General features: G+C 36.5%; 27 protein-coding genes and 5 tRNA genes. 26 read left to right on the top strand and 6 right to left on the bottom strand.

The features are described 5' to 3' along the window. Window positions 1-2 precede the first annotated feature (2 nt). Window positions 3-773, bottom strand: a complete 771-nt coding sequence (locus QWY87_RS07225; protein ID WP_290289852.1) for an NUDIX hydrolase — start codon at window positions 771-773, stop codon at window positions 3-5. An 86-nt stretch (window positions 774-859) separates the two neighbouring features. On the opposite strand from QWY87_RS07225, the gene QWY87_RS07220 reads away from it, so the two are divergent. Together QWY87_RS07220 and QWY87_RS07215 are read left to right on the top strand one after the other, a co-directional pair. After that, window positions 860-2842: a glycoside hydrolase family 3 protein gene (locus QWY87_RS07220; RefSeq protein WP_290289850.1), complete on the top strand. Its 1983-nt coding sequence runs from the start codon at window positions 860-862 to the stop codon at window positions 2840-2842. 157 nt (window positions 2843-2999) lie between these two features. Next, entirely contained in the window at window positions 3000-4901 is a 1902-nt protein-coding gene (locus tag QWY87_RS07215) for a beta-N-acetylhexosaminidase (RefSeq protein ID WP_290289849.1), read from the top strand. A 101-nt stretch (window positions 4902-5002) separates the two neighbouring features. Here QWY87_RS07215 and QWY87_RS07210 read toward each other — a convergent pair whose 3' ends face one another. The 3 genes from QWY87_RS07210 to QWY87_RS07200 all read right to left on the bottom strand — a co-directional run bounded on the left by QWY87_RS07210 (window position 5003) and on the right by QWY87_RS07200 (window position 8721). Further along, a complete protein-coding gene (locus QWY87_RS07210) occupies window positions 5003-6592 on the bottom strand; it encodes a phytoene desaturase family protein (protein WP_290289846.1) in 1590 nt (529 codons plus the stop codon). A gap of 104 nt (window positions 6593-6696) precedes the next feature. Beyond that, entirely contained in the window at window positions 6697-7428 is a 732-nt protein-coding gene (locus QWY87_RS07205) for a slipin family protein (protein ID WP_290289844.1), read from the bottom strand. A gap of 201 nt (window positions 7429-7629) precedes the next feature. Further along, on the bottom strand, window positions 7630-8721 hold the full coding sequence (locus tag QWY87_RS07200) for an acyltransferase family protein (protein ID WP_290289842.1): 1092 nt from the start codon (window positions 8719-8721) through the stop codon (window positions 7630-7632). 391 nt (window positions 8722-9112) lie between these two features. Between QWY87_RS07200 and aqpZ the strand changes: the two genes are divergently transcribed. The 9 genes from aqpZ to QWY87_RS07155 all read left to right on the top strand — a co-directional run bounded on the left by aqpZ (window position 9113) and on the right by QWY87_RS07155 (window position 17758). Then, window positions 9113-9817: an aquaporin Z gene (aqpZ, locus tag QWY87_RS07195; protein ID WP_290289841.1), complete on the top strand. Its 705-nt coding sequence runs from the start codon at window positions 9113-9115 to the stop codon at window positions 9815-9817. 23 nt (window positions 9818-9840) lie between these two features. Beyond that, entirely contained in the window at window positions 9841-10458 is a 618-nt protein-coding gene (locus QWY87_RS07190; RefSeq protein WP_290289839.1) for a DUF1572 family protein, read from the top strand. 109 nt (window positions 10459-10567) lie between these two features. Continuing rightward, the gene (gene modA / locus QWY87_RS07185; protein WP_290289837.1) at window positions 10568-11332 is read left to right on the top strand and encodes a molybdate ABC transporter substrate-binding protein; all 765 of its coding nucleotides are present in this window, start codon (window positions 10568-10570) and stop codon (window positions 11330-11332) included. After that, the gene (locus QWY87_RS07180; RefSeq protein WP_290289836.1) at window positions 11333-11731 is read left to right on the top strand and encodes a TOBE domain-containing protein; all 399 of its coding nucleotides are present in this window, start codon (window positions 11333-11335) and stop codon (window positions 11729-11731) included. After that, window positions 11728-12408: a molybdate ABC transporter permease subunit gene (gene modB, locus QWY87_RS07175; RefSeq protein ID WP_290289834.1), complete on the top strand. Its 681-nt coding sequence runs from the start codon at window positions 11728-11730 to the stop codon at window positions 12406-12408. The genes QWY87_RS07180 and modB overlap by 4 nt, the downstream gene beginning before the upstream one ends. After that, window positions 12401-13276, top strand: coding sequence for an ATP-binding cassette domain-containing protein (locus QWY87_RS07170; RefSeq protein WP_290289832.1), 876 nt, complete (start codon window positions 12401-12403; stop codon window positions 13274-13276). Before modB ends, QWY87_RS07170 begins: the two co-directional genes overlap by 8 nt. Before the next feature lie 107 nt (window positions 13277-13383). Beyond that, on the top strand, window positions 13384-14679 hold the full coding sequence (locus tag QWY87_RS07165; RefSeq protein WP_290289830.1) for a carboxypeptidase-like regulatory domain-containing protein: 1296 nt from the start codon (window positions 13384-13386) through the stop codon (window positions 14677-14679). A 103-nt stretch (window positions 14680-14782) separates the two neighbouring features. Beyond that, window positions 14783-15454: a hypothetical protein gene (locus QWY87_RS07160; protein WP_290289828.1), complete on the top strand. Its 672-nt coding sequence runs from the start codon at window positions 14783-14785 to the stop codon at window positions 15452-15454. A gap of 54 nt (window positions 15455-15508) precedes the next feature. Beyond that, window positions 15509-17758: a transglycosylase domain-containing protein gene (locus tag QWY87_RS07155; RefSeq protein ID WP_290289827.1), complete on the top strand. Its 2250-nt coding sequence runs from the start codon at window positions 15509-15511 to the stop codon at window positions 17756-17758. Between the two features lie 17 nt (window positions 17759-17775). On the opposite strand, the gene QWY87_RS07150 is transcribed toward QWY87_RS07155, so the two are convergent. Further along, window positions 17776-18021, bottom strand: coding sequence for a hypothetical protein (locus QWY87_RS07150; protein ID WP_290289826.1), 246 nt, complete (start codon window positions 18019-18021; stop codon window positions 17776-17778). Beyond that, window positions 17990-19006 carry an endonuclease/exonuclease/phosphatase family protein gene (locus tag QWY87_RS07145; protein WP_290289824.1) on the bottom strand — a complete coding sequence of 339 codons (1017 nt, stop codon included), beginning with the start codon at window positions 19004-19006 and terminating at the stop codon, window positions 17990-17992. The genes QWY87_RS07150 and QWY87_RS07145 overlap by 32 nt, the downstream gene beginning before the upstream one ends. Before the next feature lie 111 nt (window positions 19007-19117). On the opposite strand from QWY87_RS07145, the gene rpsU reads away from it, so the two are divergent. The 15 genes from rpsU to rplL all read left to right on the top strand — a co-directional run bounded on the left by rpsU (window position 19118) and on the right by rplL (window position 25711). Further along, window positions 19118-19315, top strand: a complete 198-nt coding sequence (gene rpsU / locus QWY87_RS07140) for a 30S ribosomal protein S21 (RefSeq protein ID WP_290289823.1) — start codon at window positions 19118-19120, stop codon at window positions 19313-19315. 155 nt (window positions 19316-19470) lie between these two features. Then, complete coding sequence (locus QWY87_RS07135) at window positions 19471-20361, top strand: tyrosine-type recombinase/integrase (protein ID WP_290289822.1); 891 nt, start codon at window positions 19471-19473, stop codon at window positions 20359-20361. Window positions 20362-20364: 3 nt separating this feature from the next. Next, entirely contained in the window at window positions 20365-20661 is a 297-nt protein-coding gene (gene hpf, locus QWY87_RS07130) for a ribosome hibernation-promoting factor, HPF/YfiA family (RefSeq protein ID WP_290289821.1), read from the top strand. A 155-nt stretch (window positions 20662-20816) separates the two neighbouring features. Further along, window positions 20817-20890: transfer RNA gene (locus QWY87_RS07125), tRNA-Thr, on the top strand. A 29-nt stretch (window positions 20891-20919) separates the two neighbouring features. Then, window positions 20920-21000 (top strand) — tRNA-Tyr (locus tag QWY87_RS07120). A 32-nt stretch (window positions 21001-21032) separates the two neighbouring features. After that, window positions 21033-21105: transfer RNA gene (locus tag QWY87_RS07115), tRNA-Gly, on the top strand. A 114-nt stretch (window positions 21106-21219) separates the two neighbouring features. Beyond that, a tRNA-Thr gene (locus QWY87_RS07110) sits at window positions 21220-21291 on the top strand. Window positions 21292-21360: 69 nt separating this feature from the next. After that, window positions 21361-22548 (top strand): elongation factor Tu, encoded by a 1188-nt coding sequence (gene tuf, locus QWY87_RS07105; protein WP_290289819.1) that lies wholly within the window; start codon window positions 21361-21363, stop codon window positions 22546-22548. Between the two features lie 153 nt (window positions 22549-22701). Then, window positions 22702-22774 (top strand) — tRNA-Trp (locus QWY87_RS07100). 16 nt (window positions 22775-22790) lie between these two features. After that, window positions 22791-22982, top strand: coding sequence for a preprotein translocase subunit SecE (secE, locus tag QWY87_RS07095; RefSeq protein ID WP_290289818.1), 192 nt, complete (start codon window positions 22791-22793; stop codon window positions 22980-22982). A gap of 9 nt (window positions 22983-22991) precedes the next feature. Beyond that, window positions 22992-23546, top strand: coding sequence for a transcription termination/antitermination protein NusG (gene nusG / locus QWY87_RS07090; RefSeq protein ID WP_290289816.1), 555 nt, complete (start codon window positions 22992-22994; stop codon window positions 23544-23546). 66 nt (window positions 23547-23612) lie between these two features. Beyond that, window positions 23613-24059: a 50S ribosomal protein L11 gene (gene rplK / locus QWY87_RS07085; protein ID WP_290289815.1), complete on the top strand. Its 447-nt coding sequence runs from the start codon at window positions 23613-23615 to the stop codon at window positions 24057-24059. 4 nt (window positions 24060-24063) lie between these two features. After that, window positions 24064-24753, top strand: a complete 690-nt coding sequence (rplA, locus tag QWY87_RS07080; RefSeq protein ID WP_290289814.1) for a 50S ribosomal protein L1 — start codon at window positions 24064-24066, stop codon at window positions 24751-24753. A 19-nt stretch (window positions 24754-24772) separates the two neighbouring features. Continuing rightward, complete coding sequence (gene rplJ / locus QWY87_RS07075) at window positions 24773-25291, top strand: 50S ribosomal protein L10 (RefSeq protein ID WP_290289812.1); 519 nt, start codon at window positions 24773-24775, stop codon at window positions 25289-25291. A 45-nt stretch (window positions 25292-25336) separates the two neighbouring features. Further along, window positions 25337-25711 (top strand): 50S ribosomal protein L7/L12, encoded by a 375-nt coding sequence (gene rplL, locus QWY87_RS07070; RefSeq protein ID WP_290289811.1) that lies wholly within the window; start codon window positions 25337-25339, stop codon window positions 25709-25711. The last annotated feature ends 3 nt before the right edge of the window (window positions 25712-25714 follow it).

Here is a 25714-nt window from a genome sequence, read left to right as displayed (position 1 = left end):
GATCAAGAATTAAAACTAAATCCCTGTTCCAGAAGTTTATTATATTTTTCATGATCAAAAGAATATAAATAAGGCGCTTTATGGGCGCCTCCTTCCAAGTGTTTTTCGTGCCTGTTAAAGATATCTAGTTTGAGCATTTTTCTTTGGAAGTTACCTCTGTCCAGTTTTTTCTCAAGTATTGATTCGTACAATAATTGTAATTCTTTCATCGTAAACCTTTCGGGAAGCAAAGTGATTCCAATCGGTAAATAGTTGATCTGATTCTTTATAAAACTGATGGCCTTTTTTACAATGTGTTTGTGATCTAAGATTAGATTCGGTAATTCATCTAAGGCAATCCAATCTATCTTTTCACTAAGTATGTCTGGTCTCGGGTCACACTTTTTTATGTCAACAAGAGACACATAGCCTGTGGAGATAAACCGTTGATTCATCCATTCTATATGTTCTGGTGTTATGCCGTCAATCTTAACCTTTTCGAGAGCATTATTTCTCTTACCTCTGTCTAAGTTTCCAAAAGTTTTGAATTGCTCGAGAAAAGGAAGTTCAACCCCAGTTCGTTCTTTTAAGACTCGTATAGCTGCTTTATCCAAGTCTTCGTTTTTTAAAACAAAGCCTCCAGGTAGTGCCCAGCCATCGATATCTGAATTCCATTTAAGAATCAATATTTTTAATTTATGATCTTCAAAACCGATGATTACACAATCAACGGATAGGCCAGGAACAAAAAGTTCCGAAAAGTTCATAGTCAAAAGTGATGGCTTATTTTTCATAATAACAAATATATAAAAAAAAGATTGTGTCATTTGTACACAATAAAGCTTTTATATATATTTGTATCAGTAAAATAAATTATGAAATGAAAAAGATTTTCAAAATTATCGGGATAGTACTAAGTGCTGTGCTTGTTTTACTGCTTCTTGCCGGTTTTATAGGGTATAGCCGCACGTCTAGTAAGGCAAGTGACAATTACGCAAAATTGGGTAAAAAAGCCATTGAATTGAATATTGATGGGCATAAATTCAGAGATCTAAATAAAAATGGAAAACTCGATGCCTATGAAGATAGTAGATTGTCAGTTGAAGATCGGGTTAATGATCTCGTATCTCAGATGTCTTTAGAAGAAAAAGCCGGAAGTATGTTTATCACAATGATTGGAATGACCCCTGAAGGTCGCCCTATAGATAAACCGTTTTTTACATCAAACTCTTTAGATATTATGATGGCCACTTTGATGCCTTCGAGTTCTGAGATGCTGATTAACAGGAAGATGAATAGCTTCAATATCATACATGCACACCCAGCAAATATTTTAGCCAGATATAATAATAATGTACAGCTTATTGGAGAGAAAACGAGATTAGGTATTCCGATTACTATAGCTTCTGATCCCAGACATGGTTCGGAGCACAATCCCGGAGCTGGTTTAAGTACGCCAACCTTTTCACAATGGCCTACATCATTGGGTCTATCAGCTACAAGAGATACACTTTTAGTAAGGGAGTTTGGAAATATTGCTAGGCAAGAATATTTGGCAACCGGAATCAGATTGGCGCTTCATCCTATGGCCGATTTGGCAACTGAACCAAGATGGGGACGTTCAAACGGTACTTTTGGTGAAGATGCTGAATTATCGGCAATGATGACCAAAGCCTATGTTTTAGGATTTCAAGGAGATTCTCTTGGGTCTGAGAGTGTTGCTTGTATGACGAAGCATTTTTCAGGAGGGGGGCCTCAGGAAAAAGGAGAAGATGCTCACTTTCCCTATGGAAAGAATCAAGTGTATCCAGGAGATAATTTTGACTACCATTTAATACCGTTCGAAAAAGGCGCTTTTCCTGCAAAAACTGCACAGATCATGCCTTATTATGGTATTCCAATTGATCAGACTGATGAAAATGTAGCCTTCGCTTTTAATAAAACCATCATTACAACGATGCTAAGAGAGAAATATGGCTTTGACGGAGTAATATGTACAGATTGGAATATTGTCAATGGCACTGCCGTTGGTGATGCACGTGCCTGGGGTGTTGAGGATCTCAGTCCTTTGCAAAGAACTAAAAAAGTAATTGATGCAGGTTGTGATCAATTTGGTGGAGAGAGCAGTCCGGAATTGATTATTGAGCTCGTAAAAACAGGTCAATTGACTGAATCGAGAATTGACCAGTCGGTAAAGCGAATCATGAGAGATAAATTTAGATTGGGTCTTTTTGACGATCCGTATACAAATGAAGAAGCTGCAAATAAAAGAGCTGGTAAAGAAACGTTCAGAGAATTGGGTAGAATAGCTCAGGCAAAATCCACGGTGCTTTTGAAGAATGATAACATACTTCCTTTAAAAAAGGGAACCAAGATTTATGCTGAAGGCTTAATGGATAACAAGGTGTTAGGTGAATTCGGAGAGCTTGTTTCGAGTCCATTAGAAGCAGATGTGATTTTAAAAAGAATCAAAACACCATATGACGAGAGAGATGATTATTTTCTTGAAAGTTATTTCCATCAGGGAAGGTTATACTATAGCGAGGAAGAGAAAAAGGAAATTCTTGATTTGATATCGAAAAAGCCATCAATTGTTGTTGCTAATTTGGATAGAGCCGCCATTTTAACTGAGATTTCAGAAGCGAGCGGTGCCTTATTGGTCGATTTTGGACTGTCAGATGAGGTCTTAAATCAGGTGCTTTTTGGTCTACGAAGCCCTGAAGGGAAGCTTCCATTTGAATTGCCTTCTTCATGGGAAGCAGTAGAAAATCAAAAAGAGGATGTCCCTTATGATTCAAAAGATCCCTTATATGAATTTGGATACGGGCTTACGTATCAATTAGAGATAGTTGGTATGAATTAAAACAGAATAAGTTGATTAGATTAAGTGAGATTAGAGTGAAAAAATACAGGAAGGTATCGACCTGTATTTTTTTTGTTTCAAACTTTAGTTTAATTTATTGAATTCGAGTATTTTCACTGCGCAAAAAAAAATGTATTCGCACCAAATATTTAACTACATGAAAAGATTTTATTCCTTACTGATAATCCTATTGTTTTTTTCCCATTCAATGGTACGGGCCCAACATCAAATTATTCCTGCACCTGTTTCATATGAAGCCTCTGAAGGTAGTTTGATTATTGATCAAAACATGAGTCTTGTTCTCCTTTCTGAAAGCGATGATTTAAGCAGGCAAGTTGAATTTTTAAAGTCAGACCTTAAAGAAATTGGAATTAACCTGTCTCAAATAACAGGAGATAGTACAATTGTAAAAAGTTTGCGAATTGGATTTCATGAAACAGCTCTTGATACGCTTGGCAATGAAGGATACCAGCTCGTAATAGAAGAAGGCGGTATTCTGTTGATGGCCAATACAAAAGCAGGGACATTTAACGGTATTCAAACCTTAAAACAATTACTGCCACTTTCAAGAACAACATCAGAAGAAGGAGTTGTAGCTCCTATTGAAATTCAGACTTGTATCATTGAAGATTTTCCAAGATTTGGATGGAGAGGACTCATGCTCGATGTAAGTAGACACTTTTTTACTGTTGATGAGGTCAAGGCTTATCTGGATCAAATGGCAGCCTATAAAATGAATGTTTTTCACTGGCACCTAACAGATGACCAAGGTTGGAGAATTGAGATCAAAACTTTTCCAAAACTAACTGAAGTAGGAGCGTGGAGAGTAGAACGACATGGTAAATTTGGGGCTGGAAGGGCTGCACCTAAAAAATCTGAAAAAGCTACTTATGGTGGCTTCTATACGCAAGAGCAAATTAAGGATGTAATAGCCTATGCTGCTGAGAGAAACATTACTATCGTTCCAGAAATTGATGTACCAGGTCATAGCATGGCTTTACTGGCGGCTTATCCTCAGTATTCAACCAAGAAAGAATACAAAATGGTAAACCCGGGTGCAAAATTTGTAGACTGGTATGGTAATGGTAAGTTCAAAATGAATATTGAAAACACCTTAAACCCTGCTGATCCTGCTGTATATGCTTTCTTAGATATGCTCTTCGGAGAGGTTGCAGATCTGTTTCCAGGAGAATATATCCACATGGGTGGAGATGAAGCGTATCATGGGTATTGGGAAGAAGATGCAAAGGTGCAGGAATTCATGGCAAAGAATGGCATAGAAGATGGCAAAGCATTGCAAAGTTATTTCGTAAAACGCGTCGAAAAAATTATTAGTAGCAAAGGAAAGAAAATGATCGGATGGGATGAAATCCTTGACGGGGGGCTGGCCGATGGAGCAGCTGTTATGAGTTGGAGAGGAACTAAAGGCGGAATTGAAGCCGTGGGGCTTGGCCATAAGGTAGTCATGACGCCAAATGAATTTACATACCTTGACTTTACGCAAGGAGATTATAGCGTTGAGAATAAAATTTATTCTGATTTATCGCTTAAAAAAGCCTACAGTTTTGAACCGGTACCAGATTTCGTTTTAGACCCTGAATTGATTTTAGGCGGGCAAGGGAATCTTTGGACTGAAGCAGTTCCGAGTATTTCGTATGCATTTTACATGACCTACCCAAGAGCATTCGCCATATCTGAAGCATTATGGAGTACTAAAGAAAGTAAGGATTGGGAAGGCTTTGTTAGAAGAACAGAATCTCATTTTAGTAGATTTGACCAGAAGGGTATCAATGTGGCGAAAACAATTTATGAACCTGAAGTTCGGGTTTATAATGAAGGTAGAAAACTCATGTGTGAGTTAAAGAATCCGTTTGAAGATATTGAAATGTATTACGCTATTGACAATGCCTATCCAATAGCTACTGGAATTAAATATGAGGGACCTTTCGAAATTCCGGCTGGTGACCTTAGTTTAAGAGCCCAATCTTTCAGAGACGGAAATTCAATCGGAAGATTGTTGCATATTAGTCGTAAGGATTTGGAAGCAAGAGTTAAATAATCTCGAGGTGATCGGAGGTGAGGTGATCGGAAGTGAGCACCTCACCTCCGATCACCTCGCAAGTGAAGCCTTCGGAGGTGAAGGGTTCACCTCCGAAGGCTTCACGAGCCAACTATTTTCTTCATAAAGTTTTTACCTGTCATGGCGGAAGCTGTGAGGAGACCAGAAAATAAGGCACCCCCTACGCCTGCAGTGACGATATCTTGTCCGGTAAGGTAGAAGTTTTTAATGGGTGTTCTGGGAACCAGAAACTTTTGACGAAATCTTTTTGGACTGTGGTCTAGTCCATAAATCTCACCTTTTGAATAATTCATAAAGTGCTTTGTAGAAAGTGGTGTGCCCAGCTCGTAATGCGTTATTTTTCCTTTGACTTGAGGCAACTGTTCATATAATTTTTCAAGTAATCTTTGTGAGATTGTTTCTTTAAAAGTTTCATAATCAATTCCTCTTTTCATCCATTTGGAATCTTCCCAGGATGTGAAAATGTCATAGGGTAGTAAGGTTATGATATCGATTGTGCTTTTTCCAGGATATCTGTTGGTCCAATCCGGATCTTTAGCTGCCGGGAAAGATACGTAGATCACCGGGAAGTCTTGTTCAATATCCTCAAGGTAGCGGGCTACTATTTCATCGTGATTTTCTCCTTCTGGGTATATCCATAAATTTGTTTTGGGCAAATCTAAGGCATCAGGCTCTCCTTCAAGACCGATATATAAACAGGCATGAGAAACGGATGGGTTAATCTTTTGCAATTGAGATTTTAAGTCATGTTTTTTAACCAATTCACTTGGAATTAAACTTTCATAAGTGGTAATCAGTCCTGCACCGCTGACAATATTTGAGGCCTTAATCGTTTTGCCATCTTTCATCATTACACCAATGGCCTTATTCTTTTCAACTAAAACCTTATCCACATCAGCATTGATCACAATTGTTCCACCGGCATTTTCAATAATTGGGTCTATGGTTTTTACTATTTGGGAAGAACCTCCAACAGGAAAGCTACCACCGTCAAAATAATGTTTCACAACCGTACTGTGCATAAAAAAACTACTTTGCTTTGGGGATAGACCATAATCACCATACTGACCGCATAATACCTTGATCAGTTCTTCATTTTTAGTCAATTTTCTAATCACTTCATCCGTTGTCTGGTCAGAGAATTTGAAAAAAGGATTAGACATCCAATTATACAGAAGTTTACTCAATAGAGGAGGTAAGGCTTTATTCATATAGAATTTACCCGCTGTTCTATTTGCTGCGAAGATGAGGTCAATATATTTGTTGATAGCATCTTCTTCATCAGGGAAATAATCGATAAGCTGTTGCTTGAAATTTTTCAATCCTTTCACAAGGTTGTATGAACGATCGCCAATAATGATCTTATCATAAACAGGACCCATATCTGCCCACTTCAATTTTTTATCAGTGACATAGTCAAAGAGTTTCTTCATGGCACTTTTTTCGCGCTGCATATCACCTATATAATGAATGCCCACATCCCACTCAAATCCTTTTCTTTTAAAAACATGGGTAAAGCCTCCAGCAGTATAGTGTCGTTCTAATATAAGTACTTTATGCCCTTCTTTCGCTAAGATGGCTGCCGCCGACAGGCATCCCATGCCTGATCCTATAAAAATAGTGTGATAGTGATCGTGTAATTTTGGGTTTCTTTTATAAGTCTGGATCATTTTCTTGAATTAAAGCAACAAGATACAAAATGAGCGCTGTTCTAAAAGGATATTTCTGCCTTTGTGATTTTACATTTGCTTCTCTAATCTATAGGGCTAGGGAGCTATTTTTTTCGAGAAAGTGCCTCTTCGGGAAACGGAAATACAATGGTTGAGTTTTTCTCACTGGCTATGTTGGACAACGTTTGATACAATCTTAGCTTTATAGCAGATGGAGATTGATCAATGATCTGGCCAGCTTGAAGCAATTTACCGGCAGCCTGCTCTTCTGCTTCTGCTAAAATGATTCGAGCCCTTCTTGAGCGTTCAGCCTCTGCCTGATTGGCCATAGAGCGTTTCATGTTTTCGGGCAGTTCAATGTCTTTGATCTTGACATCCTGAATGGAGATACCCCATATTTTAGTCTCCAGTTCAACAATTTCTTTGATATTTCTTCCTATTTCCTCTCTTTCTGAAAGTATCGTATCCAACTCTACTTTTCCGCATACATCTCGGAGGGTTGCCTGAGCCATTTGAGAAATGGCAAACACAAAATCTTCTACCTGAAGTATCGCTTTGGTAGCATCCTCAATCCTGAAAAAAAGAACACCATTGATATGACAAGGCACATTATCTTTTGTCATGACTTCCTGTTTCTGGATGTTTATTGTAATAACCCTTATATCGACAAGTTGAATTCTGTCAACCACCGGAATGATCCATCTGAATCCTGGTTGAAGAAGGGAAATGTATTTACCAAACCTGAATTTAACAGCTCGCTTGTATTCATATACAATTCGAATACCGGATAGAAGAAAAACAACGACAATAATTAGAAAAAAATTGATTGGATTCATAATGAGTGGTTTTAAATGAAAACTAGATATTTATGCAACCCTATAAGTTACAAAATCATTGCGTTTTTTCAAAACCTTTCTCAGTAAAATTATCAACCATTCTTTTGTATTACAAGGACTTATCCTTGTTAATAACTAAAGCGAAACGCCAACCTAATGGTTGGCGTTTTGGATAAGGGAACTGTATTGGCTAAGAAACTTTTAGACCTTTATAAAGATCTTTTTCTTGTACATAATATAGGCTGGAATAAAGCAGATAAACATATAAAGAAAAGCCCATAAAGCGGAGGCTAATTTTGGAGCCATACCAACGTCTACCAAGCCATTAAAAAATAGTCCTTTGACGCCTAGAACACCATTTAGAAGTACCGGTAACATGCCCGCAAGGACATATATAGTGATGGCATTACTGCCATAGATTACACCAAACTTGGCGACTTTATTGTATCCGTGAACATCAACAATAAGAATACAAGCAGCAAAAGACATAAAGGCCCAACCCGACGTGAATAAGACGAAAGAGCTACTCCAAAGGTTTTTGTTAAAAGGAAATACCAAATCCCATGCATAACCTCCTAGTACACATACAAAGCCAATAAAAAACAGGTAATTTAATTTCTTTTCTATATCCATATCCTGTTTCAATAGCTGACCCGCCAACATTCCTGTAATACCAGTGGCAATGGCAGGAAGTGTGCTTAATAAGCCTTCAGGGTCCCAGGTTCCTTGATAAAGCCTTAACGGGATAACAACACTATCTATCCAGGCAGCAAGATTCTTTCCTGGTTCTAAGACACCAGCTCCAATACCCGGAACAGGAATTAGCATCATTGCTAACCAATAGCCAACCAATAAGAAAACAGCAATTTTCAATTGCCCTTTCCAACCAGTGGATAGTCCTATAAGAGCACAAACTAAATAAACAATAGCAATACGTTGTAATACGCCTGGAATTCTTAATTCCATAAAATTAAAGTCAGGAAATAAATTCAAAAAAATACCCAATCCAAATATTTTTAATGACCTGATCCATATTTTTTTTCTCATTTTCCCCTTATCTGCTCCGGCATCGAGTTGTTTTGAAGAAGAAAGAACTACTGAAACACCAACGATAAAAATAAAGAAGGGATAAACAAAATCTGTAATGGTAATGCCATGCCATGAAGCATGCGCAAGAGGCCAATACAAATGCTCCCATGACCCGGGGTCATTTACAACAATCATTAAGGCAATGGTCAAACCTCTTAACATATCTAAAGAAATTAATCTCTTGCTTGAATCAAATGTGCTCATAGTAATAATTTTAAAGAATTCAGGTTATTAAGGTCTACAGTTTCACATCATAAATAGATATGCCAGAACAGCGATGCAAATCTGGTTTGAAACAAATAAACCATGGTAATATTAATTAATTATAACGTTCAGAACAAGCTTATTCTGCTAATAACCTGTTTCTACATACTATTGACATCATACTGCACAGGAGACGTATTTTTAACTTTTTTAAACGCATAATTGATTTGTGATTTTATGGATATCATTTAAGGTGAATCACTCTTTAATTAGTGGCTAAGTAATATAGAAACCAATGGTTTAAAAAAAATGTTTAAATTAGTCATCAACTTAAACTCTCCGATCTTAAAGAAATAGATCTTAGAGATTTTATTAACTAAACTTTATTTGAATGAAAAAATTAGTAGCTGAATTTATTGGTACGCTTTGGCTCGTACTTGGAGGTTGTGGAAGCGCAGTTCTTGCCGCAGGAGTGGAAAATGTTGGGATTGGTTTAGTTGGAGTCTCACTGGCTTTTGGTTTAACGGTGCTGACAGGTGCTTATGCATTAGGACATATTTCTGGAGGTCACTTCAACCCTGCGGTATCCATAGGGTTATGGATGGGAGGTAGATTTGATAAAAAAGATCTTTTACCTTATATAGGAGCACAAGTATTAGGTGGAGCAGTTGGTGCAGCTATTTTGTATTTAATTGTAAGCAGTTCTGCTGATTTTACCGGGGTAGGATCTGATCCAGGTTCATTTGCGAGTAATTTTTATGATGCAAATGTATATGGTGTTAATTTTGGATTAATGGGAGCACTAATTACTGAAATAGTAATGACTTTTATGTTTCTAATCGTGATATTAGGTGCGACTCATAAAAATGCTTCTCCGGGATTTGGTGGGATGGCCATAGGGTTGGCTTTAACATTAATTCATCTGATTAGTATACCCGTGACTAACACATCAGTAAACCCTGCAAGAAGTACTGCAAGTGCACTGTTTGTTGGAGGTGATGCAATGGGGCAGTTATGGTTGTTTTGGGCAGCACCTATTATAGGAGCTATTCTAGCGGGCATTGTTTACAAATATTTATCTCCTCAAGAAGCTTAGGAATTATTTTTTACATTTTATAAATGGGGTCAGTAAAGGTCAAAAAGACCTTGGGCCTCATTTTTTATTTAAAACGTATGGAAGAGAATTATTTAATGGATATCAGAAAGCTATTTGCATACTATAAAGCCCTGGGTGAAGGTGCTATGCAGCAAGTTTCAGAGAAAGACCTATTCTGGCAATATGATTCGAATTCAAATAGTATCGCCATTATAGTAAAACACATCTCAGGGAATATGCTTTCACGCTGGACTAATTTTCTCAGCTCAGACGGAGAAAAGAAGTGGAGAGATCGAGATAGCGAATTTGATTATGACTTGGGTTCTCAGAAAGAACTTATGGGAGTCTGGAATAAAGGCTGGGATTGTTTGTTTGACGCTTTGGATAGTCTTCAGCCATCCGATCTCCAAAAAATAATTTACATTAGAAATACAGGTCATTCTGTGTCAGAGGCGCTTAATAGACAATTGGCGCATTATGCAGCGCATATTGGCCAGATTATATTTTTATCGAAGATGATCAGTAAAGAAAAATGGCAAAGTTTATCCATTCCCAAAGGGGCTTCAAAAGACTTCAATAAAGTTAAGTTTTCAAAAAACACCGAAAACCAGCATTTTACAGATGACTTGACTTCGTCCTAATTTAAAAAAATGGTTTGATCAGTCGAAACTAAGCTGATTTGTTTTCATTATTTTTGAATTTAAATTAATCAATACCCTTATTTTTACCCTTTATTATATTGATAAAAACATGTGTCGTAAAACTCTTGCATTCGTTTTTTTTATCTGTTTAGGTTTCTTTTCTTCTTGTAAAGCGGAAAAAGAGAATTCATTGCGGATAGCTGTTGCATCTAATCTACAATTTGTTATTGGGGAACTTGTAGCAGATTTTTCAGAAAAAACAGGGATTGACTGCGAAGTAATTATTGGCTCTTCCGGTAAACTTACGGCTCAGATTGTAGAGGGCGCGCCATTTGATCTCTTGCTATCGGCAGATGTTAAATATCCTAATGAATTGTATGATAATGGATTTACAATAGATCAACCCAAGATATACGCTTATGGCAACTTGATATTATGGACAGTTAGAGAAGGATTAAAGCCAAATTTAGATTCATTGGTGTCAAGGCGAATAAAGCATATAGCAGTGGGGAATCCCAGAACGGCACCTTATGGAGTGGCTGCGATGCAAGTATTAAAGAATACAGAGATTTATGATAGTGTAAGTGATAAAATAGTGCTTGGAGAAAGTGTTTCGCAAACCAACCAATTCATTATTTCTCAGGCGGCAGACCTGGGCTTTACTTCTAAATCTGTTGTTTTATCATCTAAAATGATGAACAGGGGTTCTTGGATAGAAATTGAAGACACCCTATACGAACCCATGGCACAGGCAATGGTGGTGCTAAAGAACAGAACGGCCTTTAAGTCAAAAGCACTTCAATTCAAGGAATTTATTCTTTCTGCTGACGGCAAGAAAATTTTGCATAAGTTTGGCTATAATGTAAAAGAATAAATGAATATTCTAAAGGGAAAAATATCGAGTATTAAAGTTAATGGAGATCTATCTATTGTTAAAGTGGATATTGGGAAAACTATCTTTTCAACCATATTAATAGATACACCTGATACGGCATCTTATTTGAGACTGGAGAATGAGGTCAGTGTTATTTTTAAGGAAACCGAAGTGATTCTAGGTGTGGGAGATATGAGTGGAATAAGCCTGAGAAATAAACTAGTTGGCAAGGTCATTTCTATAGAATCAGACAGACTGTTGAGCAAAGTAACGATAAATACTGACCTAGGGCCTATTACTTCGATTATCACTTCGAATGCCGTAACACAGTTGAAAATTGTTGTAGGACTTGAAGTTAGTGCCATGATTAAAACCAACGAATTGATGTTATCAAAATGATAGATTGGAATCCACTTTTAATAACCTTTAAATTAGCATCTATAACTACGATTCTATTGCTGGTGATTTCAATTCCTTTGGCGTATTGGTTGGCCAATACCCGATCAAAAATTAAACCTGTTGCAGAGACTTTAGTGAGTATGCCATTAGTACTTCCACCAACTGTAATTGGATTCTATATGTTGCTTGCTTTGAGCCCGTCCAATGCTTTTGGAAGCTGGTTAGATGAGTGGCTAGGACTTCGTCTTGTGTTTTCATTTGAAGGACTCGTACTTGGTTCTTTGATTTACAGTTTGCCATTTATGGTGCATCCCATTCAAGCAGGTTTTGCAAATTTATCACCCTCATTAAAACACGCATCTTATGTAATGGGGAAGAGCAAATTTTTGACCTTGACAAAGGTGCTGCTGCCCAATATGAAACCTTCTCTGATTACTGGAATTATTCTGGCTTTTGCCCATACCATTGGAGAGTTTGGTGTAGTCTTAATGATAGGAGGAAACCTTTCAGGTAAAACTAGAGTAGCTTCGATAGCGATTTATGACGAGGTGGAAAGTTTAAATTATGGGGCGGCTAATACGTATTCTATGATTTTATTTGGCATTACTTTTTTAATTCTCATGATGGTATACCTTATCAATGGGGGATATTTCAAAAAATGGAATGGAAATGATTGATATACAACTAAAGAAAATATTAAAATCATCTTCAGGAGAGATGCTGCTCAATGTTCAAACGAGTCTTGAGGAAGGGAAATTTACGACTGTGTATGGTAAATCAGGCGCTGGTAAAAGCACATTGCTGATGCTTTTGGCTGGGCTTTTAAAGCCGGATGAAGGTTTCTTGAGTGTAGCCGGGCAAACTTGGACGGATACAAGTAAAAGAATTCACCTTCCGCCTCAAAAAAGAAATATCGGCTATGTTTTTCAGGAATACGCGCTCTTCCCTAATATGACGGTAAGAGAGAACCTTCTTTTTGCGTTGGCTAAGAAACAACCAAAATCAATAATTGATAAGCTTGTTGAAATTATTGATCTTGGGCAATTGCAAGACCGCATGCCACTAACCCTTTCGGGAGGTCAGAAACAAAGGGTGGCCTTGGCCAGGGCATTGGTAAGCAAACCAAAGTTGTTACTTTTAGATGAGCCCTTATCAGCATTGGATCATGAGATGAGAGTGAAACTTCAATCGTATATTCTTGAAGTTCATCAGGAGTTTAAGCTAACTACTATTTTAATAAGTCATGATGTTTCTGAAATCATCAGGTTGTCAGATTTTATGATCGAGATGGATCATGGAGAAATCATTCGCAAAGGAGACCCAGCTTCAATGTTTACAAATGACAGGGTGAATGCAAAATTTCAATTTACCGGTGAAGTCATTAAAATGGTGAAACAGGATTTTATTGTAATTGTTACGGTCTTGATTGGCAAGGATCTCGTCAAAGTTATTTCTAATGATAAGGAGGCCGAAACATTGCAAATCGGAGATCGTGTTTTAATTGCTTCCAAAGCCTTTAATCCAATCATTCATAAAATCAGTTGATGATATTATGGATTATTAACTAAGGCGTATTTTAAGTTAAAATCCTTTTCTAATTGCACATTATTTTTTAATTTCAATGGGTGAAATTCACTTTAAATAAAGTTATCATGAGACTGAATATGAATAAGTTAAATAATCGTCTTGGCATTCTAATCACAAGTTGTATTTATGTTGTTGCCTTTTTGGTCATGCATCCTTCAATTATAGCTCAAGAGGTAGGATCTTCAGATTTTAAGGAATACAAAGGAGTTGTTGTGAATGCAAAAACTCAAAAATCATTAGAATATGCTTCTATTTCTGTGACGAATTCGAATATTGCTACAATTTCAAACTTAGAAGGAGTGTTCTTGGTTAAAGTTCCAAATTCTTTGAAAGGTGAAAATGTGGTTATAAGTTATTTGGGATATCAGAATAAAACAATTCCATTGAGCACGTTTAGTGATGCTGAATATAAAGTAGAAATGGAAGAGTCCTTTGAAAAATTACCCGACGTTAATCTTGTAGAAGCCAATCCGTTAAGTGTAATTAGAAAAGTTATAGAGAAAAGAAAGATGAATTCCTATAATGAGTCGACTATCGTGAAGGCATTTTATAGAGAATCTATCAAGAAAAGAAGAACCTATGCCTCACTTTCGGAAGCGGTGGTCGATATTTATAAACAACCAAGAGGGACGCAAAGCGATTATGTGATGCTTGAAAAAGCAAGGAAGAGTACAGATTATAGAAAAATAGATACTTTAGTTATCAAGCTTCAAGGAGGCCCTTATAATAATATGAGCATGGATATGATCAGAAATGAAGAGCTGTTTTTCTCTCCAGACATGTTTGATATTTATCGGTTTAGCTTTGACAAAATGATGACTTTAGACGATAGAAATGTTTATGTCATCGATTTTGTTCAAAGGCCTTCCATGGTGGAGCCATTCTACAAAGGGAAGTTATATGTTGACATGGACACCTATGCACTTGTGAAAGCTGTTTTTGGTTTGAATCTCGAGAACCTCGCCAAGGCGAAAAAGTTCTTTGTAAAAAAGAAACCTAATAATGCAGACGTAATTCCCATGGACACTAAGTACATAGTAGATTATAAGGAAACCGATGGGAAGTGGCATTTTAGTTATAGTCGAATTGAGCTGGTTTTCAAAATCAAATGGGATAAAAAGTTGTTTAATTCAATTTATAATGTCGCTATAGAGATGGCTATAACTGATTGGAAAGATAACGCCCAGGGTGAAAGTATTAAAAATAGGGATCGTATGAGAAGGAGTGTTATTCTTACAGAGCAGACTTCTGGTTTTACTGATCCAGAGTTCTGGGGAGAATTAAACGTAATAGAACCAGACAAGTCTATTGATAATGCGATTAAAAAAATTCAAAAAAATTATCAGAAAGAACAGTCTTAGCTAAACCAAGACCCTAAGTTTTAATAAAGTTTTAATAAAAAGGTAGGCATTAATTTGTAATTTGCCCGCCGTAAAAATGTTTTATTAAACGATTTATTAGCTTTTGAAAAGGATCTTATTTATTTCTTTGTTTTTATGCTTTACTTCAGGTCTTTTGGCTCAGATAGACCAGAATACAATAGAAGAAACTGATGCGTTTCAGTATCAGCCTGACAACAGTAATGTCATTGAAATGGCACCTCAAAATTCCGATAAAGAAGATATTAAGGCCGAAACCGTTACACTTTTTGGAGACCTCAAAGATATTGCCGATAAATTTCCTCAGTATAGTGTTATCCCTCAAAAGAAGAAAAGGAGTATGAGAGACCTTAGTCAGGCGGACAAGGATGTGCTCGTATCGAAATATTGGAATGGTAAAAATGTCAGTGTCAAAAAATTCCGAACTTCATTGGAACTTGGGAAAATAGAAACGGAGTCAAAATCAATTCGAATCATTTGTCGAGATCATAGTTATGTTGACGGAGATAGAGTCAAGTTATATGTCAATGAAGAGGTTATTCGGAGAAGCATTACACTTGAGGGGGGGTATTATAGTATTGATATAAATTTGAAAGAGGGGTTCAATAGAATTGATATTGAAGCTTTAAACCAAGGCTCTTCAGGGCCAAATACGGCTGAATTTAAAGTATTGGATGAGTTTGGCGTAGTATTGGCAGATAAAGAATGGAATATTCTAACAGGTTATATTGCTACCTTGGTTGTAATGAGAAAATAAGAACTTCCTACAGGATCTTTTTAGGGAAACATCAGAGATCTGCTACAAAACGTTATGAAAAAAAAGCTGCTTATATTTATTGGAAAGCTTCTATTGTTAGCCACGATGTTAATCGGGCTCTTCATTGGTTTCGTGTACCTGGGTGTTTTTGGGCATGTTTTTTCAGAAAAAGAACTCAAAGAATTCAAGAATGAAACAGCATCTTTAGTTGTTTCGGATAATGGGAAAATTATTGGTAAATTTTTCGCGGATAACAGAACCAATGTTGAATTTCAACAAATCCCCAAAGACTTGATTAATGCCCTTGTGGCCACAGAAGATGCACGCTATTTTGAACATGAGGGTGTTGATTCAAGAAGTTTGTTAAGGGTCTTGGTAAAGTCAATAATTCTTCAACAAAAAAGTGCTGGTGGAGGAAGTACCATCACGCAGCAGCTTGCTAAAAACATGTTTGGAAGACAACGCTATGGTTTTCTTTCGATGCCTGTGAATAAGACAAAGGAAATTATTTTAGCGTCTCGGCTTGAGCGTATTTATTCAAAAGAGGGTATACTTACATTATATCTTAACACCGTGCCTTTTGGGGAAAATGTATTGGGTATAGAAGCGGCATCTCACAGGTTCTTTAATAAAGGTGTTTCCTCCCTGAAAACGGAAGAATCAGCTGTCTTAATTGGAATGTTAAAGGCAAATACTTATTACAATCCCAGACTTTACCCAGATCATGCTTTAGAAAGAAGAAATGTTGTTTTGGACCAAATGGAAAAATACGGTTATATAGGCTCGGATGGGGCTGATGAACTTCAAAAATTACCTTTAGAATTAGACTATGCCAATCTTCAATCTGAAGGAACGGCTAATTATTTTCTTGTAGAAATTAAGAAGGAGGCTGCCGATATTATAAAAGAAATCAACCGCAGATCAAATACGATTTACGATCTTAATAAAAGTGGATTAATCATTGAAACTACTTTGGATTATCGATTGCAGCAATATGCATTACAAGCCTTTAAATCTCATCTATCCAAGATGCAGCAACGTTTAAATAAACAATATAGCAGAGGTCAAGACAAAAAGGAGTTAAATTCATTGGTGTCAAGGGAAATAAAAAGACTGAAACTTGAAAAATACGCTGATGAAACCAAAGTTCGAGAAATGTTTTCTTGGGAAGGATTCTATTCAGACTCTATTAGTATTCGTGACAGCATCGCTAAGAATTTAACGCTACTTCATGCGGGCTTTATTGCTATCAATCCTCTTGATGGGGCTATAAAAGCCTGGGTAGGGGGTATTGATTTCAGAACCCAGCCCTATGATCAGATTTTTGCACAGCGTCAAACAGCTTCTGCATTTAAGCCTATTTTATATGCCTCGGCACTTGAGCAAGGAGCAATGCCCTGTCAATATTTAGACAATGACCCTATTGTGTTAAAGGATTTTGAAAACTGGGAACCTCAGAATTATGATCGCTCCCTTGGAGGAAAGTATTCATTGGCTGCCTCCCTGGCTCGATCTATGAATATTCCAACCGTAAATTTATTTTTTCAACAAGATTTTAATGTTTTGCAGCATACCTGGGATAATTTAGGGTTCTCTCAGCCACTTATTTATAATCCGTCTATAGCCTTGGGTACAGCAACGGCCAGTCTTTATGAAATGGCCATCGCATATTCAGCTTTTGCAAATTCCGGGAAACGAATTGAACCAGTTATGATCAGATCAATCAAAACTGCTAAAGGTGAAGAATTGTATAGTAGATCTGGCATTCAATCTGGTGAAGCGGTTCTTACTCAATCAACCAGCGGTATGTTAAGCGCAATACTTCGAAAGGCTGTAAAAGAGGGGACCGGGCGATCTTTGAATTCTGTATATGGTGTTTCAGTCCCGATTGCTGGTAAAACAGGAACCTCACAAGATTACGGAGATGCCTGGTTTGTTGGGTACACTTCTAATCTGGTAATGGCCACAAGAGTCGGTGCTAGTTTTCCAATGATACATTTTAACAATGGGTCAAATGGGGCAGGAAGTACCTTGGCACTTCCTATCGTGGCAAAAACGCTTCAAAAAGTGCAAAAAAACACAGGAATGAAACGCAAGTACTTAAGAACGTCAAATTCTCAATATTATACCGACGCCTTGTCATGCCCTGATCACATTGACGATTCAGAATTCGAGAAGTTTTTTGATGATATTTTTAAAGATAAAAATACAACCTTTGAAAAAGCATCCAAGAAAGCCAAACGTCAAGCCAAGAAGGAAAAGAAACAATCGTGGTTTAAACGTGTTTTTGGTAAAAAAGATTAAACTTTCAGCCTATAGATTTAATTGAACATTTGGCTCATAATTGCTATTCCACCAAAAAGGAAAAGGAATGCAAAAGCTAAAATAAATCCGATTATCCATAATATTAAGGTGCCCTTCGCCCAGTTTTTTTTATGAATATTAGCATCTTCAGTAAAGGCCCAGATCAACAACATAATAATTCCAATAAGTGGTAAGGAAGAAATAAAGATTGTTATGGCCCATTCTTTGGGATCAAGGGGTCGGTTGTTGTCTACTAGTTGCATATAATTGGTCTTTAAGTTTAAATTTCATTAGTAAAGGTAAGTGATCTGAAGCTAAATCAAATTGTGTCAAAATTTCCGCATCAATTTCATTTATGAATTTCTTATTGTAGAAAATATAATCTAGACGTTCAGTTGGTGAGGCGGAGCTGAATGTGTTTTGTGCTGTATTAGGATCAAATGCAGCACATCCAGTATTTGGTAATTTGAGGAAGATTTGAATTCCAGCCTCATCATAATTAATGTCACTATTAAAATCACCTAAAAGAATTACGGGGTGTTTCTTGTAGTACTTTAAATAAATGTTTTTTACTTGTTGCATTTGCAATTTTCTTGTTTTTACATCATATGCTTCAAGGTGTACATTGATCAGTATTAAGGTTTGTTCTAGAATTTTAATTTTAGTCACTTGTGCCAGGCGATCAATATAAAAACTATCATAGTAAAAGGGGTTATCGGCATTTCTTTTCAATTCAATTCTTTCCTGATCTATAATGGGGTATTTACTCAATAGAGATTGGCCGGATAATACCTGGCCAAATTGTCTTGATATAGGATAATAAGGAAAGGGTACATATTTTTTATCCCAATTGATATTTTGCCCATAATAGGGATATCCTAGTCTTGATAGCTCATTTTGCTGATTGACTCTGTGTGACCTGCTTGAATTGTAATCTATTTCCTGAAAAGCAATGAAATCAGGATCAACTTTCTTTAATTCATAAATCACTTTGTTTAAATTTTTGTCAAAAAGAGATTTTGGTCTTTCGAGTGGCAGGTTATTGGTCATGCCACTGAGATAGCCAATGTTATAACTTACAATACTGTGAATACTGTCATTTGATGTGGTAGAAGCGACTTCGTATTGACCTGTCAGATTATAATCCTTAGGGCTCAGATTAGGCGATGAAGCCCAAAAATAAAACCCTACAATTACAAAGAACAGGGCAGCAACAACGTTGAAAATAACTTTTAGAATTCGCTTCATTCGAGGGGTGGAATAAAAATTAAATATAATACATTTTTTTAAAACATTTTCTTTGTATATTTGCAGCCCAAAAAATAAACTTAAAGTACATATGAAAGGAGGTGCCCAACTATGTTAATTATTCCAGTAAAGGATGGTGAAAATATAGACAGAGCGTTAAAACGTTTTAAAAGAAAGTTTGATAGAACGAAGACAATGAGGACGTTGCGCGAAAGAAAGGAATTTACGAAACCTTCAGTTGTAAGGCGAAAGCAGATTCAGAAAGCCCAGTATGTTCAAGCTATTAGAACTTCAGAAGAGAAAGGTTAATACCTTTTTAAAATAAATTAAGTCCCGCTTTTGCGGGACTTTTTTTTTGTTAATTATTTAAGTTTATGCTGTATTTTTTGTATTTTTGAAAGAAGCGGCATAGGTTCGGAAGCGCTAAAACTATTTAATTACTTATAGATAACTAAAGATCGATTTTGAGTATATCTCATTTTATAACCTATCTGGATTGCGAAAAAAAATATTCACCATACACTCTTACGGCTTATAGGAAAGACCTTAGCTCTTTCGAGGAATTTTGTGAAAGCGAATTCGAGATAGAAGAGATCTCAGGTGTTTCCTATCCAGTTATAAGAAGTTGGGTTGTTAAATTAGTGGAAGACGGTATTTCTAATCGGTCGATCAATAGGAAAATTAGTTCTTTGAGGTCTTATTTTAATTTTTTATTAAAATCGAAACAAATAGAGGACCATCCTCTAAGAAAACACAAAGCATTGAAAGTTGAGAAAAGAATCAATGTACCATTTTCTGAAAAAGAAATTAATGAGGTGTTGGATTTTTTTGATCAGGCTGATGGCTTTGAGCAAATAAGGGATAAGTTGATTATCGAATTATTGTATACCACGGGGATGAGAAGGGCCGAATTAATAGGTTTAAAAAACACATCGATTGACCTTTCACAAAGTATTGTTAAAGTGTTAGGTAAAAGAAATAAAGAAAGACAACTACCCTTACTTTTGTCTGTAGTAGGGACAGTTGAAAAATACAAATTATTAAGGAAGGATATCGTCTCCGAAACGGACTCATTTTTAATTACAAAAAAGGGAGATGAAATTTATCCAACGTTAGTGTATAGAATCATTAATGAGTACTTTAGTAAGGTGTCAGTAAAAGTTAAAAAGAGCCCTCATATTGTAAGGCATTCTTTCGCGACACATTTATTAAGTGAAGGAGCTGATTTGAATTCGGTAAAAGAATTGCTTGGACATTCCAGTTTGGCTTCAACTCAGGTATACACACATAGTAATTTGAAGGATTTAAAAATAATGTATAACCAAGCTCATCCAAGGGGCAATAAAAACTATTAACTTATGAAAATATCTGTTCAGTCTGTTAATTTCAACATTAGTAATGATTTAGTCGATTACATCGAAAAAAAAGTTAATAACCTAGAGAAATTTCACGATCATATTATTGGTGCTGAAGTGTATTTAAAGGTTCAGAGTACTAGCGAGAAAGAGAACAAATTAGTTGATGTAAAAATGAATCTTCCCGGTGTTGATATAGTTGCCAAAAAACAGTCGAAGACATTTGAAGAAGCGGCCAGTCTTGCTATCGATTCAGTAAAAAGACAATTGGTTAAACGAAAAGAAAAATTAAGAGCATAAAATTTTTTAAAAATATAGTCAAAAAGTTTTGTAGAACTGATAAAACTTTTTACATTTGCAAACCGTTAGAAAAAGCGGTTTGTTTTTTTATATAGGGATCCTATAAAGACAAATTAAAAACGATGCGTTTTTTTAGGAAATCATAAAGTAAAAAAGCCGATGTAGCTCAGCTGGCTAGAGCAGCTGATTTGTAATCAGCAGGTCGTGGGTTCGAGTCCCTCCATCGGCTCAGATCTTTGAAAAAAATAGTAAAATTGAGGGGAGATACTCAAGCGGCCAACGAGGACAGACTGTAACTCTGTTGGGAAACCTTCGCAGGTTCGAATCCTGCTCTCCCCACAAGTTTGTTTAAGGTAAAAAAAATTATTTAAGCGGGAGTAGCTCAGTTGGTAGAGCTTCAGCCTTCCAAGCTGATTGTCGCCGGTTCGAGCCCGGTCTCCCGCTCTAATTTTCAATATGTTTTAACGAATATATTGGAATGAATAAAACCTATTCCAGGTGATATTGTACTTAAGCCCTGAAGACAATGAAAAGGATCCGGTTTTTACAAACACTTAAGCCGGTGTAGCTCAGGGGTAGAGCGTTTCCTTGGTAAGGAAGAGGTCACGGGTTCAAATCCCGTCATTGGCTCTATTATAGATGCTTCAAAAATAGAATAAACACGAATATATATATAACTAAGATTAAAATTTAACAATCATGGCAAAAGAAACTTTTGATCGTTCAAAGCCCCATTTAAACATTGGTACTATTGGACACGTTGATCACGGTAAAACTACTTTGACTGCTGCCATTACGAAAGTGTTGGCAGATAAAGGACTTTCTGAAGTAAAGAATTTCGACCAGATCGATAATGCTCCTGAGGAAAAAGAAAGAGGTATAACTATTAATACGGCGCACGTTGAATATTCAACTGCAAACCGTCATTATGCACACGTTGACTGTCCAGGTCACGCGGATTATGTGAAGAACATGGTAACTGGTGCTGCACAAATGGACGGTGCTATCTTAGTAGTTGCGGCTACTGATGGTCCAATGCCACAAACTCGTGAGCACATCTTATTAGGACGCCAGGTTGGTATTCCTAGAATGGTTGTGTTTATGAATAAAGTAGACATGGTTGATGACGAGGAATTACTTGAATTAGTTGAGATGGAAGTAAGAGATCTTCTTTCTTTCTATGAGTATGACGGTGATAACGGTCCTGTTATTCAAGGTTCAGCTTTAGGTGCATTGAACGGTGAAGAAAAATGGGTGAATACAGTTTTAGAATTGATGGATGCTGTTGATTCTTGGATTGAAATTCCAAAGAGAGATATTGAAAAAGATTTCTTAATGCCTGTTGAAGATGTATTCTCAATTACTGGTCGTGGTACTGTTGCTACTGGTCGTATCGAATTAGGTGTTGCTAATACTGGTGATTCTGTTGATATTATTGGTATGGGTGCTGAAAAATTAACTTCTACAGTTACTGGAGTAGAGATGTTCCGTAAGATTTTAGATAGAGGTGAAGCTGGTGATAACGTTGGTATCTTATTAAGAGGTGTTGATAAAGAATCAATCTCAAGAGGTATGGTAATCTGTAAGCCAGGTTCAATTACTCCTCATGCAAAATTCAAAGCTGAGGTTTATATCTTGAAAAAAGAAGAAGGTGGACGTCACACTCCATTCCATAAAAATTACCGTCCTCAGTTTTACGTAAGAACAACTGATGTTACAGGAACAATTAACTTGCCAGATGGTGTTGAAATGGTAATGCCTGGAGATAACTTGACAATTACTGTTGATTTAATTCAACCAATTGCCTTGAACTTAGGTTTACGTTTTGCAATCCGTGAAGGTGGTAGAACAGTTGGAGCTGGACAGGTAACTGAAATCATTGATTAGTTATAATCGATTTCAGTAGAAATAATAAAATTTGAATATCAGGTGCTTCCTTTCGGAAGCGCCTAATGTTCTTTTTAAAAAGTATGTTTTTTATTGAAATATGCTGATTAATTGGGAGACAAATGAACTTGTAAAAGTGCATTTTCTGACCATACGGGTGTAGCTCAGTTGGTAGAGCACTGGTCTCCAAAACCAGGTGTCGGGAGTTCGAGCCTCTCCACCCGTGCGTAAAAAGATAATAAATGGGTATAGTGAATTACATTAAGGAATCATTTGGAGAGTTACAGCATAACGTTTCTTGGATGCCAAGGGAGGAAGCTCAAAAGAATACAGTATTGGTAGCAGTATTTACTGTGATTTTTGCAATCGCTGTTTTTTTAGTTGACAAGTTCTTTCAAATGGGCTTAGAAAAATATTTCAATATTTTTAATTAATATATCAATATGTCGGATTCTTCTGTAATGAAATGGTATGCCGTAAGGGCAATTGGTGGTCAAGAAAATAAGGTAAAAACTTATATTGAGAATGAAATAGCTCGATTAGGTTTGTCTGATTTTGTAAGCCAAGTGTTGGTGCCAACTGAGAAAGTGATCCAGATTCGAAATGGTAAGAAATACCATAAGGAGAAGGTTTATTTCCCAGGATATATTATGGTCGAAGCTAATTTGAGTGGTGAGGTTCCTCACGTAATCAAATCAGTTACTGGTGTAATTGGTTTTCTTGGAGAAACAAAAGGAGGAGATCCTGTTCCGTTGAGAAAGTCTGAGGTGAATAGAATGTTGGGTACAGTTGATGATCTGGCAGTTCAAAATGAAAATGTTGCAATACCATTTATTTCTGGTGAAACAGTAAAAGTTATTGATGGTCCGTTCAATGGATTTGACGGAACTATTGAAAAAATTAATGAAGAAAAGCGTAAGCTTGAGGTTATGGTGAAGATCTTTGGGAGAAAAACTCCTTTGGAACTGAACTATATGCAGGTTGAGAAAATATCATAAATGTTACGATATTATGTAAATGCATTAGCTTCCACTTAATGTGTTTTATTAATTAAAGTTAAAACGATGGCAAAAGAGATTAGTAAGGTAGTAAAATTGCAAGTTCGAGGAGGCGCGGCAAATCCGTCACCACCAGTAGGACCAGCATTAGGTGCTGCCGGAGTTAATATTATGGAGTTCTGTAAGCAGTTTAATGCTAGAACTCAAGACAAACCCGGAAAGGTTTTACCAGTTGTAATTAATGTTTACAAGGATAAATCATTCGATTTTGTAGTTAAAACTCCACCAGCAGCAGTTCAATTGTTAGAAGCAGCTAAAGTTAAAAAAGGTTCTGGAGAGCCTAACCGTAAAAGAGTAGCATCAGTTACTTGGGATCAAGTACGTACCATTGCAGAGGACAAAATGCAGGATTTAAATGCATTTCAAGTTGAATCGGCTATGTTAATGATTGCAGGAACAGCTAGATCTATGGGAATTCGTGTAAAAGGAACAGCTCCAGTTAAAACAGCATAATAAGATGGCAAAACTAACAAAGAAGCAAAAAGAATCTAGATCTAAAGTAGACCCTAAAGCATCTCATGATGTCTTAGCGGCTTCAACTCTAGTAAAGGAAGTAACCACCGTAAAATTTGATGCAAGTGTTGATCTTGCAATACGTTTAGGTGTAGATCCGCGTAAAGCTAACCAAATGGTAAGAGGTGTTGTAACCCTTCCAAATGGTACAGGTAAAGATGTTAAAGTATTGGCATTGGTTACTCCTGATAAAGAAGCAGAAGCTAAAGAAGCAGGAGCTGACTACGTAGGATTGGATGAATACCTTCAAAAAATTAAAGGAGGATGGACAGATGTTGACGTAATTGTGACTATGCCAAGTGTAATGGGAAAATTAGGTCCTTTAGGTAGAGTATTAGGCCCACGTGGTTTAATGCCTAACCCAAAGACTGGTACCGTTACTATGGACGTTGCTAAGGCAGTCAAAGAAGTTAAAGGTGGTAAAATTGACTTTAAAGTTGATAAAACTGGTATTGTTCATGCATCAATTGGAAAAGTTTCATTTGAAGCTGATAAAATTGCTGAAAATGCAAATGAATTGATCAATACAATTGTAAAGTTAAAGCCTTCAACTGTAAAAGGAGTGTATATCAAGAGTATTTTCTTGTCTAGTACAATGAGCCCTGGAATTGCAATAGATGCTAAAACAGTTTAAGCTGTAAAATTTTGAAATTATGACAAGAGAAGAAAAATCGCAAGTAATACAAGATTTGACTGGCAAGTTAGCTGATAACCCAGTGATCTATTTAGCAGATATCTCAGGATTGAATGCTTCTGATACCTCTAATTTAAGAAGAGCCTGTTTTAAGGCAAATGTTAAATTGGCAGTTGTGAAAAATACCTTGCTTGCAAAAGCAATGGATAGTAGTGATAAAGATTTTGGTGAATTACCAAATGTTCTTAAAGGAAACACTTCATTGATGATGGCTGATACTGGAAATGCTCCAGCTAAGGTTATCAAAGCTTTCCGTAAAGGAAAGCAAGAGAAGCCAATTCTTAAAGGAGCTTATGTTGAACAAGAAGTTTATGTTGGAGATGACCAACTAGATAACTTGGTTAACATCAAGTCTAAAGAGGAGGTAATTGGAGATATTATTGGATTGTTACAATCACCAGCGAAGAATGTTATTTCAGCACTTCAATCAGGTGGAGGAAAAATTCACGGTATCCTTCAAACTTTATCAGAAAAATAATAAACACACTAATAAACTAAATAATAAAATTTAAACAGTAGAAAAATGGCAGAGTTGAAAGATTTCGCAGAACAATTAGTTAACTTAACTGTAAAAGAGGTTAATGAATTGGCTAATATTTTGAAAGATGAGTATGGTATTGAGCCTGCAGCAGCTGCAGTTGCAGCAGCAGGACCTGCAGGTGGTGGAGAAGCCGCTGCTGAGGAAAAAACAGAATTTGATGTTATCCTTAAAGCCGCAGGTGGTTCTAAATTAGCAGTAGTTAAATTGGTTAAAGAATTAACTGGTTTAGGTTTAAAAGAAGCTAAAGGTATCGTTGATAGTGCACCAGCACCAATCAAAGAAGGTATCTCTAAAGATGAGGCAGAAGGTCTTAAAAAATCTTTAGAAGAAGCAGGAGCAGAAGTTGAGCTTAAATAAGTA

Origin of the sequence: Lutimonas halocynthiae (assembly GCF_030409835.1) — a bacterium.
In the GTDB taxonomy this organism is placed as follows: domain Bacteria; phylum Bacteroidota; class Bacteroidia; order Flavobacteriales; family Flavobacteriaceae; genus Lutimonas; species Lutimonas halocynthiae.
Note: the sequence above shows the minus strand (reverse complement) of the source record. Positions and strands in the feature narration are given on the sequence as shown.